17 protein-coding genes are annotated in these 14,007 nt (G+C 63.5%); 16 read left to right on the top strand and 1 reads right to left on the bottom strand.

Going from position 1 to position 14,007, the window contains the following annotated elements; genetic code table 11:
- Positions 1–6: 6 nt before the first annotated feature.
- The 10 genes from I6F35_RS02850 to I6F35_RS02805 all read left to right on the top strand — a co-directional run bounded on the left by I6F35_RS02850 (position 7) and on the right by I6F35_RS02805 (position 10,037).
- A complete protein-coding gene (locus tag I6F35_RS02850; protein ID WP_225116132.1) occupies positions 7–246 on the top strand; it encodes a hypothetical protein in 240 nt (79 codons plus the stop codon).
- Positions 243–1,025, top strand: a complete 783-nt coding sequence (locus tag I6F35_RS02845; RefSeq protein ID WP_225116131.1) for a glycoside hydrolase family 25 protein — start codon at positions 243–245, stop codon at positions 1,023–1,025. The genes I6F35_RS02850 and I6F35_RS02845 overlap by 4 nt, the downstream gene beginning before the upstream one ends.
- Positions 1,025–1,348, top strand: coding sequence for an HNH endonuclease (locus tag I6F35_RS02840; protein WP_225116130.1), 324 nt, complete (start codon positions 1,025–1,027; stop codon positions 1,346–1,348). Before I6F35_RS02845 ends, I6F35_RS02840 begins: the two co-directional genes overlap by 1 nt.
- 4 nt (positions 1,349–1,352) lie before the next feature.
- Positions 1,353–1,817 (top strand): hypothetical protein, encoded by a 465-nt coding sequence (locus I6F35_RS02835; RefSeq protein ID WP_225116129.1) that lies wholly within the window; start codon positions 1,353–1,355, stop codon positions 1,815–1,817.
- On the top strand, positions 1,804–5,229 hold the full coding sequence (locus I6F35_RS02830; RefSeq protein WP_225116128.1) for a hypothetical protein: 3,426 nt from the start codon (positions 1,804–1,806) through the stop codon (positions 5,227–5,229). The genes I6F35_RS02835 and I6F35_RS02830 overlap by 14 nt, the downstream gene beginning before the upstream one ends.
- Positions 5,230–5,231: 2 nt before the next feature.
- A complete protein-coding gene (locus I6F35_RS02825) occupies positions 5,232–5,453 on the top strand; it encodes a hypothetical protein (RefSeq protein WP_225116127.1) in 222 nt (73 codons plus the stop codon).
- 64 nt (positions 5,454–5,517) lie between these two features.
- On the top strand, positions 5,518–7,767 hold the full coding sequence (locus I6F35_RS02820) for a phage major capsid protein (RefSeq protein ID WP_225116126.1): 2,250 nt from the start codon (positions 5,518–5,520) through the stop codon (positions 7,765–7,767).
- A 55-nt stretch (positions 7,768–7,822) separates the two neighbouring features.
- Positions 7,823–8,323, top strand: coding sequence for an IPT/TIG domain-containing protein (locus I6F35_RS02815; protein ID WP_225116125.1), 501 nt, complete (start codon positions 7,823–7,825; stop codon positions 8,321–8,323).
- Entirely contained in the window at positions 8,320–8,625 is a 306-nt protein-coding gene (locus I6F35_RS02810) for a hypothetical protein (RefSeq protein ID WP_225116124.1), read from the top strand. Before I6F35_RS02815 ends, I6F35_RS02810 begins: the two co-directional genes overlap by 4 nt.
- Positions 8,622–10,037 carry a phage portal protein gene (locus I6F35_RS02805; RefSeq protein WP_225116123.1) on the top strand — a complete coding sequence of 472 codons (1,416 nt, stop codon included), beginning with the start codon at positions 8,622–8,624 and terminating at the stop codon, positions 10,035–10,037. The genes I6F35_RS02810 and I6F35_RS02805 overlap by 4 nt, the downstream gene beginning before the upstream one ends.
- Positions 10,038–10,374: 337 nt before the next feature.
- Here I6F35_RS02805 and I6F35_RS02800 read toward each other — a convergent pair whose 3' ends face one another.
- Entirely contained in the window at positions 10,375–10,983 is a 609-nt protein-coding gene (locus I6F35_RS02800) for a hypothetical protein (protein WP_225116122.1), read from the bottom strand.
- A gap of 165 nt (positions 10,984–11,148) precedes the next feature.
- Between I6F35_RS02800 and I6F35_RS02795 the strand changes: the two genes are divergently transcribed.
- The 6 genes from I6F35_RS02795 to I6F35_RS02770 are packed head-to-tail and all read left to right on the top strand — an operon-like array spanning position 11,149 to position 13,989.
- Entirely contained in the window at positions 11,149–11,649 is a 501-nt protein-coding gene (locus tag I6F35_RS02795) for a collagen-like protein (protein WP_225116121.1), read from the top strand.
- Positions 11,649–12,302, top strand: coding sequence for a hypothetical protein (locus I6F35_RS02790; protein ID WP_225116120.1), 654 nt, complete (start codon positions 11,649–11,651; stop codon positions 12,300–12,302). The genes I6F35_RS02795 and I6F35_RS02790 overlap by 1 nt, the downstream gene beginning before the upstream one ends.
- Positions 12,295–12,675 carry a hypothetical protein gene (locus tag I6F35_RS02785; RefSeq protein ID WP_225116119.1) on the top strand — a complete coding sequence of 127 codons (381 nt, stop codon included), beginning with the start codon at positions 12,295–12,297 and terminating at the stop codon, positions 12,673–12,675. The genes I6F35_RS02790 and I6F35_RS02785 overlap by 8 nt, the downstream gene beginning before the upstream one ends.
- The gene (locus I6F35_RS02780) at positions 12,666–13,025 is read left to right on the top strand and encodes a hypothetical protein (RefSeq protein ID WP_225116118.1); all 360 of its coding nucleotides are present in this window, start codon (positions 12,666–12,668) and stop codon (positions 13,023–13,025) included. The genes I6F35_RS02785 and I6F35_RS02780 overlap by 10 nt, the downstream gene beginning before the upstream one ends.
- 2 nt (positions 13,026–13,027) lie before the next feature.
- Complete coding sequence (locus I6F35_RS02775) at positions 13,028–13,690, top strand: hypothetical protein (RefSeq protein ID WP_225116117.1); 663 nt, start codon at positions 13,028–13,030, stop codon at positions 13,688–13,690.
- Complete coding sequence (locus I6F35_RS02770) at positions 13,687–13,989, top strand: hypothetical protein (RefSeq protein ID WP_225116116.1); 303 nt, start codon at positions 13,687–13,689, stop codon at positions 13,987–13,989. The genes I6F35_RS02775 and I6F35_RS02770 overlap by 4 nt, the downstream gene beginning before the upstream one ends.
- Positions 13,990–14,007 lie beyond the last annotated feature (18 nt).

Below are 14,007 nucleotides of genomic sequence, written 5' to 3'. Positions count from 1 at the left end.
CGCCGCATGGACATCGCTCTGATCGTGCTCCGCCTGGTGCTGCTGCACGGTCCGGACGGTCACGAGATCGCGCTCAATCCGGAGCAGATCACCACGATGCGGGCGGCGTTGCCCGGCAGCCAAAACAAGCATCTGACCCAAGACGCGCGCTGCATGATCTCGACCAGCGATGGCAAGTTCGTCAGCGTGGTCGAGAGCTGCGACCAGGTGCGCAAATTGATCGAGGACGCGGAGAAATCCCCATGAGCGATCACCCGAGCTGCATCGATATCTCGCATTGGCAAGGTTTTCCGGACTTCGAAGAAGTCGCCGCGCAGGGTGTGGTTGCTTGCATCATGAAAGCGACCGAGGGGACGAGCTACATCGATCCGAACCGCGCCGCCAATTACATCAACGCCACCGCCGCCGGCATCGCCTGCTGCACCTATCATTGGATCAAGCCGGGCAACGCTGCCAAACAGATGGAATTCTATCTGTCGGTGGTTGATCCGGTTGGCGGCGAGAGGATGGTCATTGACTATGAGGAAGATGGACTTCAGTTGCCGGATCTGCTCGAAGCGGTGGAGGTTCTGAAGGCTGATCCGCGCGGGCTGCAGGTTACGGTTTACAGCGGTCATCTCCTGAAAGAGCAGCTTGGTATCGACTGCGACGATTATCTCGCCGAGAACACCGATCTCTGGCTCGCGCAGTACACGACCGGCACGCCGAGCTGGCCGAGCGGCACCTATCCGCACTGGACCCTGTGGCAGTATTCGGAGAGCGGCGAAGTCGACGGCATCGACGACACCAATGTCGATCTCAACCGCTTCGATGGCGACAACGACGAACTGGTGCGATGGATCAGTCCGGGAGGGGTCGCGCCGCCGAAGCCGCCGAAGCCGGAGCCGAGCGAGGTCGTGACGGTGGGCATCATGGCGCCCGAGAACATCGGAGTGCTGGTGACCGTCAATGGCGACGAGGTCAGCGAACGACGGGGCCGCCGCCGTCGACGGCTGTTGATCCCGCGCGGACCTGATCTGCGCTGATGGACGAAAGCTCGACCCGCACCCAGTGGCAGCACTTCTACGACACCGCGGTCTGGCAGCGTCTGCGTCGGCTGCAGCTCACCCACGAACCGCTGTGCAAGATGTGCCTGGCGCGCGGCGTGGTCACGCCGGCCAGGGTTGCCGACCATGTCGAGCCGCACAATGGCGACTGGAATAAGTTTCGGCTCGGCCCGCTGCAGTCGCTCTGTTTCGACTGTCACGACATCCACAAGCGGCGCATCGATCTGCACGGCTACTCGAGCGACATCGACGATGACGGCTGGCCGATCGATCCACGGCACCCAGCGAACAAGGTGAGGTAATGGCTTGTCGATTTTGCCATGGCGTTGCGAACACGGTGAACCGCCAATTGTCGATGTGGCGTGCGCGAGGCTCGTCGATCTTTCGCCGGAAGGCGGCGGCGTCAAGGGCAACACCGTCTGTATCAAAGGCGCGGGCATCATCGAATCGTTCGGCCGCGGACCGTCCGGCAGCATCGATCCGCACGGCCGAGCATGTGCCGTCGCCGTTACCAAGACAGTCTTGTTCGACGCCGGAATCACGCTGAAGCATTCCGAACATCTCAAACTGCTCAGTCTTCGTGACCGAGTGTTGGATCAAGCCGCGATCGGCATCTATCGCTGTAACGGCGACGGCGATTGGATTGAATTGCATTTCACTGCGACCGGGGAAGCCGAGCTGGGCCGGCGGCTCGAAACGGTTTTGCGGCGGCTCGACGAAATCGACGAACGGCTGAAGCGGCTGGAGCGGCGGGGCAATGTCCGTCATTGATGCGCAAATCAAAGCGCTGATCGCGCACCGCTTCCAGCGCGCCAAACAGCAATTCTTTCGGGACTTCGATCCAAGCCAGCCGCGCGATGAGCACGGCCGTTGGACCGATGCTGGCGGTAGCGATTATGGCGGTGCGGCACCCGCGGCGCCCGCGATCGACACGGCCAAGGTCGAGGCCAAGACCCAGAGCAACGTCACCGCGGCCAGTGCCAAAGCGCTCGCCAACGGCGTCACGCCATTGCCGGGCAGCAAGGGCGAGCACCCCAACACCATCGGGTCCCGGCAGCCGACGGCGAAGGGCGCCAAGCTGGCTTACGGCCAGCCCGACGTCGCGTCGATGAAGCTCGACCCGAAGCGCTACGCCCACGACGTTGCACTGCTCGGCAACGCCGATTTCTATCCGAACTTCAGGCCTGCAGAGATGGCCGGTTCGACCGATGCCGCGAGCCGCGCCGCGGTCGACCATATGAAGGCGAACCTGAAATTTCTCTACAGCTTCGCCGATCCGCACACCCAGGTCTGGTACGACGGCGCCCGCGCGCTGGTCGACGATCGCGCCAAGCTGTGGGGCTTCAACGACGCCAGCGTCGCCGCGGTCTACGCCGCGCTGTCGCCGACCAAGGACTGGGATCAGAATGTCCACATCGCGGACATGCTGATGAAGACCTACAAGACCCAGCAGGGTCACCGCTGGGACGATGCAATGGACGCCAAGGCCAAGGCGCTGTGGTCGGATAAGAACCAGGCCGTGGTCGACCTGGTGCGCGGCAAGACCCTCGGCGAACTGGAGAGCCCGGCCGAGAAGGCGCTCTGGATCCGGACCTACGACGAGACCCACAATTCGACCGACTACCGCACCGTGCTGCCGAACGGCGCCCTCGGCGCTATTGCGCGCAACAAGCACGGCTCGCCGGCCAAGGTGGTGTGGCAGTCGCTGGCCTCGATCACCAACGCGGTGAAGGCGCTGGAGGCCAACGGTGATACCGCGACCATCTCGGCGGCGATGGGGACTGCGCACAAGGTGCGGTCGTTCTACAACAACATTCTGGATCCGCATTCCGCCAACGGTGACGTCACCATCGACACCCACGCGGTCGGCGCCGCACTGCTGCGCTCGCTCAGCAACAAGACGGTGCCGGTGCTGCACAATTTCGGCCTCGCGCCCGACAAGGCCGACAAACCGGACGGCTGGGAAGCCGCCGGTGCCTCGGTCAAGACCGGTTTAAGCGGGCTCTATCCGGTCTATGCGGAGGCCTACCGCGAGGCTGCCAAGGAGCTTGGGATTCAGCCGCGTCAATTGCAATCGGCGGTGTGGGTGGTAAAACGCGAGGCCTTCGGCAATCTTTCCAAGAAGCAGATTGGTGCCATCGAGGACGCCTGGCGGACCTATCACGGCAACCCGAAGCAGACTCTCGAGGCGACGCAGCAAACCATTGCAGAGCTAGCTGGACTTAAGAAGCATGAACGACATTATCGACATGATGAAGAAGGCCGGCGTCTCGGTGACGCGGGAGAGCTACATCGAGATGGCCTGGGGCAAGCCGCTGCCGGAATGGACGGCGGAGCTGGAAATGGAATTGCCGAAAGAATTGCAAGACTGGACGCTGTTCGAGATGCGCGACGGCGAGCTGCAGCTGAAGAAGTAGCGCGGGCCGAGCGCGCCAGCCGCTGGCAACAGCTGCGGCAGAAGTGGGACGAAAGCCAGCACCCGCGCGATCCCGCCGGCACTCCGACCGGCGGTCAGTTCACCTCAAGCGGTGGTGGCGGTAGCAGCGGCAGTGGCGGTGAAGCCGCCGCGGTCCAGGCCGACCCCGAAGTCGTCAACGTCGGCGGCGACAAATGGAATCAGGAGATCGCCAAGGAGCTGGAGCGCGAATACCAGGCGGCACGGCCCGAGCTGGAAGCGCTGGCGACCGACGCGGTTGGCGAATCCACCGTCACCGAGCCGGATGAAGACGAGGAAGAAGCGCCCTACGTCCCGGAAGAATGGGACTCGCTTTCCGGTGACGACCAAACGGAAGCCGAGAGCGAATACAAGAACAAAAATCATGACGACTATCTGCAGAGCGAAACCGACAATTGGTACAGCGAAAGCGCGCCCGACGATGCCAGGGTGATGGTCGCGGCCGATTTCAACGACGGCACCACCACCGACTGGGTCAGCGAAACGCTCGACGATCTGCGCAACGACCGCAAGGCCGATGGCTTGCCGGATTTTCCGTTCACCGATCAGCAGATCATGGACGCGCTGACGATCGATTACGAAGCCTATGGCGGTGGCGGTACCAACGATCCGGAATTTTCCTGGGACGACGACAAGCTGACGGCGCCGGCCGGCTACGATCCGAACCAGCCGACCCTGCCTGGCATCGAGCCACAGGAGCCAGCCGACTATTTGACCGCAGGTATGCGCGAGGAGATCGAGAAGGCGCTCGAGGACGCCTTCAACAAGCAGGGCGACGATCAGGCTGGCAAGATGGATCCGCCGGATTACCTCGGCGAGAGCGTTGACGAGTACCTCGGCGAATCCTGGAGCATGATGAGCGATTCGGAAAAGTTCGCCTGGCTCGAGAGCAACACCAACATCCTCGAAAAATACCAGGAAGCGGCCGACACCGCAGCGGCGCCGCAGGAGCTGGTGGTCGAGGCGCTGCCGAGCAAGTTCGATCCGCTGCAGCAGAACGCCAGCGCCGAGCAATATCAGCGCACCCAGGCCCTGGCGCGTTATCTCTCCGCCGAGCGTGCCGTGCAGGTGCTGGAGGATCGCAAGCTGCCGGTGCCGAGCCGCCAGGCGCTCGCCAATATCGACAGTCAACTGTGGGGCGCCTGGAAGAGCAGCTCCACCTCCAAAAACGGCATGCTGCTGCAGGTCGCGACCGCCGAAGAATTGGAGGGCCGGCTCAATGCCAAGACCGCGACCGAGATCAACCCCGATGCGATGAAGCGCTACGCCGATCAGTACTATCCGAACATCGGCGGCTATGCCGGCGTCAAGGCCTATGTGCGCGCGAAATGGGAAGTGACGCAATACTTGCTTGATAAGGGCGGCATCAAAACCCTGCAGCTCTATCGTGGCATCAGGTTGCCACCCGAGGTGATCGCGAAGCGGTTCAAGCATCTGCCGGCCGGCCGCAAGATCGAGGGCCACACCTTGATGCCGACGCTGGAGGTGGTGCGCAACGGGGCCGCCTCGACCTCGCTCAATGCCGGCGTCTCCAACGGTTGGGGCGCCGACGCCAACCGGATCGTGCTGCGGATTGAAGTGCCGCGTACCGCGGCGCTGTCGGTGCCGGCCTATGGCATCAACGTCCATAGCGAGCGCGAGGTGGTGGTTGCCGGCACCGCCTGGAAGGGCTGGGATGCCTGGCGAGGCACGGCACCAGACTTCCACAAAGTACCGCTGGCAGCATAGCGATGGCCAACAAGCCCGAGTCCTACAAGATCGACATCGTGCTGATGGAGCTGCAGCAGCACCTGCCGCATTGGCTCGATCCCAAGGAACGCTACCCGGAACGGTTCGACAAAATCCGCGACAAGCACCACGCGCGCTGGGCCGCGGAGCATCAGGCTAGGGGCAAGAAGGCGAAGCGCGCCAAGCGCTTCAAAGACCTCAAGCGAAAATTTCTCGCGCGCTGACTGTCTGAAATTTTAGCGGAATTTCCAACGTCCGGAGTCTCTGGCTCCGGCGGGAGGCGGAGCTATGCCGATTTCACCGCACCAGGGCGAAAGCCAGAGCGAGTTCATGTCCAGGTGCGTTCCCGAGATGATCGGCGAGGGCGCCGACAAGCGACCGCAGGAGCAGGCCGTCGCCGCCTGCCTGAACATTTGGCGCGAGAACAAGACCGCCAAGCAGGTCGACCCCGAGGACTACGACAATCGGAGCGAGTTCATGTCCGATTGTCTCGAAGAAATTGGCGATCAAGAAGAATGCCAGCTCCTCTGGGAGAACCGCGCGGCGAAAGGCGTCGTGCACAAGACCCACGCCGAGACCGTCAACGGCATGGACTTCGTGCTGTCTGATGAAACGCCGGACCGCATGGACGACATCATCCTGTCGGACGGCTGGGATCTTGAGAACTTCAAGCGCAATCCGATCGCGCTGTTCAACCACAAAAGCGATTTTCCGATCGGCAAATGGAAGAACCTGCGCGTCGAGGGCAAGGCGCTGCGCGGCCACCTTGAGCTGGCGCCGGAAGGTACCTCGCCCAGGATCGATGAAATCATCAGGTTGGTCCGTGCGGGCATCCTCTGCGCGGTCAGCGTCGGCTTCCGGCCGATGCAGCGTCGATCGCGCAACGAAAAAGACGAACAAGGATTCGGCGGCAGCATCTTCACCAAGAGCGAACTGGTGGAGACCTCGCTGGTCGCCGTGCCGGCCAACCCCAACGCATTGGCGGTGGCCAAGTCACTGAAAATTTCTCCCGCAACCATCGATCTCGTTTTCGCCGGGCAAGGCACCAGAGACGGCATCGAGCGGCGCGGGCTCAACGGCGGGCAAGCCAATCGGTCATACGGGAGTGATGGAAAGGGCACGACGATGTCCCTTGCTCAACAGTTTAGCCAACGCATTACCGCTGCGGAAAGTCGCCTGGTCGATCTCCGCGACAAGCTGACGGAGCATTTCGCCAGCGTCGACGATGAAAACGTCAGCGACGAGCAGCTCGAGATCGCCAGGGATCTCAACGCCAGGATCACGCAGGAAGAGCGCAGCCTTGAACAGCTGCGGGCGTCCGAACGGAATCTGGCCCTGACCAGCAATGATGGTGGCCGCACCGTCATCCATAATAACGTGACGCGCAGCAATGGCGAAGATCGGTCGCAGCAGCGGCCGTTCAACATGCCGAAAAAGAAACTGGATCCGCTCGATCTGTTGGTTCGTGCGGGTACCGTGCAGTTGTTCTCGCATTTGCGCCATGAACCGCTCGAGCAAGTTCGCCGCTCGATCTATGGCGAAGACGAGATGACCAGGGCGGTGCTGGAATGGGCGACCAGGGCTGCCACCGCGCCGGCCAAGACCACGGTCACCGGCTGGGCGGCGGAGCTGGTGGGGCAGATCAACGCCGACTTCATGGAGCTGCTGCAGGCCAAGGCGATCTATCCGCGGTTGGCGGGCATGGGGCTCGGCCTGACGTTCGGTCGTAATGGCCGGATCATCATTCCGACCCGGAGCCGGACGCCGACGGTTGCCGGCTCCTTCGTCGGTGAAGGCCTGCCGATTCCGGTGCGCCAGGCGGCGTTCACGGCGGCGACCCTGACGCCGAAGAAGATGGCGGTGATCACCACCTGGACCCGGGAGATCGATGAGCACAGCGTGCCTGCGATCGAAGGGCTGCTGCGCAACGCGATCCAGGAAGACACCGCGGTCTCGCTCGACAGCGTGTTGCTCGACACCAACCCGGCGACCACGATCCGGCCGGCGGGAATCCTCAACGGTGTGGCGGCTTTGCCGGCGACCGCTGGCGGCGGCTTCAATGCGCTGGTTGGCGACATCAAGCAGGTCAGCGGCGCCTTGCTCAGTGCGACGATGGGCAATGTGCGTAAGCCGGCCTGGTTGATGAACCCGCAGCAGGTGATGAGCGCCGGTCTTACTGCGGCTCCGGGCGTCGGCGCCTTCCCGTTCCAGGCCCAGATCGCGGCCGGCAACCTACAGGGTTGGCCGATCATCGATTCCGGCACGGTGCCGCTTGGCACGGTGATCGCGGTCGATGCGGCGGACTTCTGCTCGGTCGGCGGTGAAGGCCCGCGGTTCGAGATCTCGGATCAGGCGACCTTGCACATGGAGGACACCACGCCGGCCGATATCGGCACGGCTGGCACGCCTCCAGTGGTGGCCGCTCCAGTCAAGTCGATGTGGCAGACCGACAGCCTCGCACTGCGGCTGATCCTGCCGATCAACTGGACGCTGCGCCGGAGCGGTGTTGTGGCCTGGGTGCAGGGCGTGACCTGGTAGACGACACAAGGGGCCGCAACGTGTGCGGCCCTTTTGTTTTTGAGGGATGTGAACAATGGACCGCATTGAAGAAGAAGCGCGGCAGCAACTGGCCGAGGACCGAAAGCTGAGGCGCCTGATGCTCGAAGCTGCCCTTGATGCATCGGACGTTCAACCGACTCCGACGCAGTTCGAAAACGACATGGCTGTCGTGATCCGTATCCCTTTGGAAAAAACTTATGACGGCAGCCCGATCGACCCCAGCTCTCCGGATCCGACCGAGCCGAGTCCGCCTGAGCTTCCACCGCCGACGTTGGCAAGCATCAATCCAACCACAGCCGTGGCGCCGGCAACGCTAACCTTGACGGCGACCGGCGCGAATTTTGGGCCGGACTGCAAGATCGTCTTCAACGGCAGCGAGTGCGCGACGACGGTGGTGTCCTCGAGCGAAGCGACGTGCTCGGTTACTGGCGATGTTGCCGCGACTTACGATGTGCTGGTGCGCGGCCTGAAAGGCGACAGCACCACTCAGAAATTCACGTTTACGGCCGTGCAACCAGAGGAGACCAAACGATGACCGATCAAGCCAACGAGCAGAGGGAAGCGGCCAAGAAGAAACTCGCCGAAGCGCGCGAGGCCCGCGACAAGGAGAGTGAGCGCAAGGCCAAAGCCAAGCCGACACCGACCCAGGAGGAGAACGACCTGGTGCGGCTCGGCGTCTATGTCGGCGAGCACGAGGATGATGGAAGCGGCCCTGATCCACATCAGCCTGGTGCGGCGCGCAAATCCGCGGACCATCAGAAGCGTCAGGTGGAGGCGGACAGATCGGCGCAGCGCAGCAGCTATAGCACCAGGGCCTCCTCGCCAAGTCACGAATGACGGTGCGTGGTTGGCTGTCACGGGCAGCTGGTCGCCTGATTGGCAAGGCCGAGGGCGAGTATCGCCCCGGACCCTGGTATTTGCCGGTGACCGGCGGGTGGTTGCCTGCCGGCGTCGGCGATAGCATCAACTGGTGGCAGAATGGCTACAATGTCGTCGGGCCATCGACCCAATCAGCGATGGTCGAGGCGTGCGTCTCGGCCTACTCGCAAACGGTGGCGATGTGCCCCGGCGATCACTGGCGGCTGAATAGCAAGGGCGGACGGGAGCGGGTGAAAAACTCGGCTGTCTCCCGCCTGTTGCGCCATCCCAACGAATACCAATCGATTTCCGACTTCCTGCTGAACGCGACCCGTTCGCTGTATCTCGACGGCAATACCTATGCGCTCGGATTGCGCAACGACCGTTACGAGATCGACGAGCTGCATTTGATGAATTCGACGCTGTCGCATCCGCGATTGGCGGACAACGGCGAAATCTTTTATCAGCTCTACGGCAACGACGTGATCCAGCAAAAGCTCGGCGAGACCGCGCTGCTGGTGCCGGCGCGCGACGTGCTGCACATCCGGCTGCACACGGTGCACCATCGGTTTCCGGTGCCGCTGGTCGGCGAATCACCGGTCGTCGCCGCCTATGACGACATCGGTGTCGGTGCCGCCATCGCCAAGCAACAGATGGCGTTCTACTTGAACGAAGCGCGGCCAAGCGCAGTGTTGTCGACGGATCTGAAGCTCGACAAGGACCAGGTGCAGGCGCTGCGCGACCGCTGGAACGACCAGGCCAGGCAGCTGCATCAGGGCGGCACGCCAATCCTCACCGCAGGCCTCAAGGTGCAGCCGTGGTCGGTCGGCGGCAAAGACGCCGCCACCGCCGAGATCCTCAAGCTGTCGAATGAGCACATCGCGCTGGCGTTCCGGATCCCGTTGCAGATCCTCGGCCTCGGCGGCACCAATTACTCGTCGACCGAGCTTTTGATGCAGAGCTGGATCGCCTCCGGTCTCGGCTTCGCGCTCAATCACATCGAGGAAGCCTTCGGCGTGCTGTTCGCGCTGAAGGGCCAGCCGGACGAATACATCGAATTCGATACTCAAGCGCTGCTCCGGTCGGCGCTGAAGGATCGGATCGAGGCGCTCGCGCGCGGCGTACAGGGCGGCATCTATGCACCCAACGAGGCCCGTCAGAGCGAGGGCCTCGATGCCGTTCCTTACGGCGATGAGCCACGCGTCCAGCAACAAGTCGTGCCGCTGTCGGCGGCGGCTGCGATCCCCGCGGCGCCGTCGCCAAACGCGCCGCCGTCGGCTGAACCAATGCCGCCGCCGTCTCCCGAGAAGGGCAATCGCGATGCAATCCAACGGGAAGTCCGAAACCTATTTAGAGCCGCCGACCGCGCCGGCCGCCGAGTGTCTTCTTGATGCATGGCGCGAGGTGCTCGGTGATGCGCTCGACATCGAGCGGCGGCAATGGCAGCGCGAGCGCGCGCTGATTGAAGCGCAGGCGCAGACCGCGATCTCGAAAGCCGAGACTGTCATCGCGGAGCTGCGCGCCGAGTTCACCGCCTTCCGCACTGAGATGGCTGAGCTGGTCAGGACACGACTGGCCGAACTGAAGGACGGCGCGCCGGGCGAGCGTGGGCCGATCGGGCCCGTCGGCGAAAAAGGCGATCCTGGTCCCGCAGGAATCCCAGGGGAGCAGGGTTTGCCCGGACCGGCAGGCCCGCCAGGCGCGGTTGGGGAATCCGGGGAGCAGGGTTTACCGGGGCCGGCGGGTGAGACCGGGCCGGAGGGAAAATCCGGCCCAGCGGGCCCCCGCGGCGAGCCGGGGCCGGCAGGACAACAGGGTGAGCCCGGCGAGCCAGGCGAAGCTGGCGAGCGCGGAGAACAGGGCCCGCAGGGTGAACGCGGAGAACGGGGCGAACAAGGAGAGCGAGGCGAAGATGGCGAAAAAGGCGAACAAGGTGAAAGCGGCGAGCAAGGGCCGCAAGGTGAGCCGGGCGAGCAGGGCGCTCGCGGCGCCCAAGGTGTCCCCGGTGAAAAAGGCGAGCGCGGCGAAAAGGGCGAACCCGGTGCGGCGGGCCAGCCGGGGCCGGTAGGTCCGCGAGGTGAACCAGGTCTCCAAGGCGAGCGCGGCGAAAAGGGCGAACCCGGTGCGGCGGGCCAGTCGGGGCCGGTAGGTCCGCGAGGTGAACCAGGTCCCCAAGGCGAGCGCGGCGAAAAGGGCGAACCCGGTGCGGCGGGCCAGCCGGGGCCGGTAGGTCCGCGAGGCGAACCAGGTCCCCAAGGCGAGCGCGGCGAAAAGGGCGAACCCGGTGCGGCGGGCGAGCCGGGGCCGGTAGGTCCGCGAGGCGAACCAGGTCCCCAAGGCGAGCGCGGCGAAAAGGGCGAACCCGGTGCGGCGGGCGAGCCGGGGCCGATAGGTCCGCGAGGCGAACTAGGTCCCCAAGGCGAGCGCGGTGAAGACGGGCGCGACGGCGTCCAAGGCGAGCGCGGCGAGAAGGGTGACAAGGGCGAGACCGGTGAATTGCCGATGGTCCGTGCCTGGGCCGAAGATGGCGTCTCCTATGCAGGCGACGTCGTTTTCTGCGATGGCGGCACCTGGCAAGCGAAGAAAGACACGGCGCAGAAGCCGCCGCACAAGGATTGGATCTGTCTGGCTGCCGCCGGCCGCGATGGCCGCGATGCCGTGATGCCGACAATCGTCGGCACTTACCGCGATGGCGGGATTTATTGCGCCTTCAACATCGTCGCGTTGAACGGCTCCAGCTTCATCGCCCGCAAAGACAATCCCGGGCCATGCCCCGGCGATGGCTGGCAGCTGATCGCCTCCGCCGGCAAGCCTGGCAAGCCGGGACAGAAGGGCGATCAGGGGGCGCCAGGTCCGCGTGGCGAGCGCGGGCCGTCCGTCAGCGTGCTGGGCTGGAAGGTCGATCCCGCAGATTACTCGGTCACGCTGGTGTTGTCCGACGGCGAGATCGAGCCGCTGCGGCTGCGCAGCCTGTTCGAGCAATTTCACATCGAGACACGCTGATGGCCGACATCACGATCAAGGTGCTGGCGCCGGCCGATAGCTACGATCTGGTGACGCTCGACGAACTCAAGACCATGCTCGGCATCAGCCTGACTAACACGGCTGACGACCCGCAGCTTTCGATGTGGATCACGCAGTATTCCGACGTAATCGCCACGATGTGCAATCGGGTGTTTGCTAAGGAGAAGGTCGAGGAGACCTGGCGCGGTGACCTGCCGCCTTATGACACGCAAAATGGTCGGGTCTTTCTGACGCATTATCCGGTCGCGGACGAGGACATCGAGTCGGTCACCGGGTTGGATGGCGCATTGCTCGATCCGCTGAGCTATGAACTCGAGAACCGCTCCGGCAAATTGCAGTTCTTCGGCGGCTGGTCGGAGCCGCTCCGGATCACCTATTCCGGCGGTTACAATTTGCCCGAGGAAACGCCGCCGGGCCTGAAGCAGGCTTTGGCGATCATGGTCGGCTCGGCGCGCACACAAGCCGCGCAACAGCTCACTAGCGGTATCCGCTCGATCTCGCACCGGGAAAGTCGCGTGCAATTCTTCGACGTGAACGCCGCGATGGCCAAGATGGGCGGCAGCGGTCCGATCGGCATGGCCGGCGATACCGTCAACGCGCTGCTCTACAAGTATATGAGGATCTATGTTTAGCGTCGTGCTCGACGACGTCATCAACCTGGTGACGAAGTTCGGCACGCTCGCCGAACAAGTCAGCAATCTGCATCAGGCCGTGCCGCAAGAGCTGACCGGCTGGCAGCGCGAGGACATGCGCCGCAAATATCCGAACATGACCGTCACGGCGACGGGCAACCAGACCGCGGCGACAACCCTGATCTGGCCGCGCGGCCGATACGAGCGACCGCAGCCGGGCCACCAGGCGCCGGGACCGAAGGTCTATCGGCCGCGGACGCCGCAGCCCGGCCGGCAGCCGGTGTCGAACCGTCCGATCCTGCGCGAGGTGCTGAAGGATCAGCTCGACCAGCGCATGCTCAACCTGACGCAAGAGGCAATGAAGTGGCCGTAAACCTCGACGTGCTGCTGCAGTCGCCGATCTTCGATGTCTGGGCAGTGCCGGTGACGTTCGTGCCATTCGCCTCGCAGCCCGGCGCCGGCAGCTATCAAGGGCGCGGCATCCTCAACACCTACGGCGCTGACGTGATGGGGATGGACAGCCACATCTATTCCGATCAGCGCACGATCCTCGACATCCGCGAGAGCGAGTTCAGTGTGCTGCCGCAGCAGAACGATCACGTCATCATCCCGCTCGACTGCAACGGCGTGCCGAAGGGCGAATACCAGATCACGGACACCACCAGCGACGGTGGCGGCCAGACCATGCTGGAGATTCGCAAGGTGGAGACGAGGACGGGCTAACGATGGGCATTACGGACACGCAGAGCTATTCGCTCGTGATCCGTGACGTATTTTTTGATGCGCTGGCGGCCGATCCTTATTTCGCCAACTACACCAAGCGCAAAAACAAGATGCTGCAGGTGCAGAGCGAGCTGATCCCCTATCTCGGCGTCTACATCATCGACGAGACCATGCTGCCCGATGGCGACGCCAATGCCGGCTGCATCCGCTTCAATCATACCCTCCGCATCGGCTTCTCGGCGATCATCGCGCACAACGATCCGGTGATCGCGGAGCAGACCATCGACGCTGCGTTCTGGCACATCATGCAGCGGCTGTGGCGCGACCAGTACATCATGAACATGCTCGACACCTACAATCCGCATACCGGTGCCATGAATGCCGACAATACGCGGATCGAAAGCATCACCCGCGGCACCCGCCGCCATGTGTTCGGCACCGCGCAGTTCAACAACGAAATCCCGGTCGCCGAGCTGCAGTACGACGTGAGCTGCTTTTATCGCACCGACTGGTGGCCTGAGATCACCGACACGCTCGACGAGATCGACGTCAGGACCGGAATCAAGATCGGCGACACCGAAGAAGAGATGGCGCAGCGGCAACAGCTGCACGCCAAGTACGTCTTCGCCCCTGCACCCGAAAAAGGAAAAGGAGAAAGCAGATGACTGAGAAAGAAATTTCGCTGCGCAAGCAGCGTCAGAATGAACGCCTCGCCAAGCTGCGGGCCTTCAAGCCGAAGGGCGTGCGGGTGGTGCCAGCCAGCGATGAGCTGCGCAAGGTCTTGAAGCATCCGAACGGCATGGGCTTCCGGCCCGAGGGCTCGAGCGAATGGCCGAACGATCGTTTCACCAAGCGGCGGATCGCCGACGGCTCCGTCACGCTCGAGCAGAGCGGAATGAAGAGCGAAGAGAAGCCACCCCCGAGACGTTACAGCCAACGATCCGAACCCAACAGCGCCGCCTAACCAGCGGCGCTTTTCATT

Origin of the sequence: Bradyrhizobium sp. BRP22 (assembly GCF_020194175.1) — a bacterium.
Taxonomy (GTDB): Bacteria; Pseudomonadota; Alphaproteobacteria; order Rhizobiales; family Xanthobacteraceae; genus Bradyrhizobium.
Note: the sequence above shows the minus strand (reverse complement) of the source record. Positions and strands in the feature narration are given on the sequence as shown.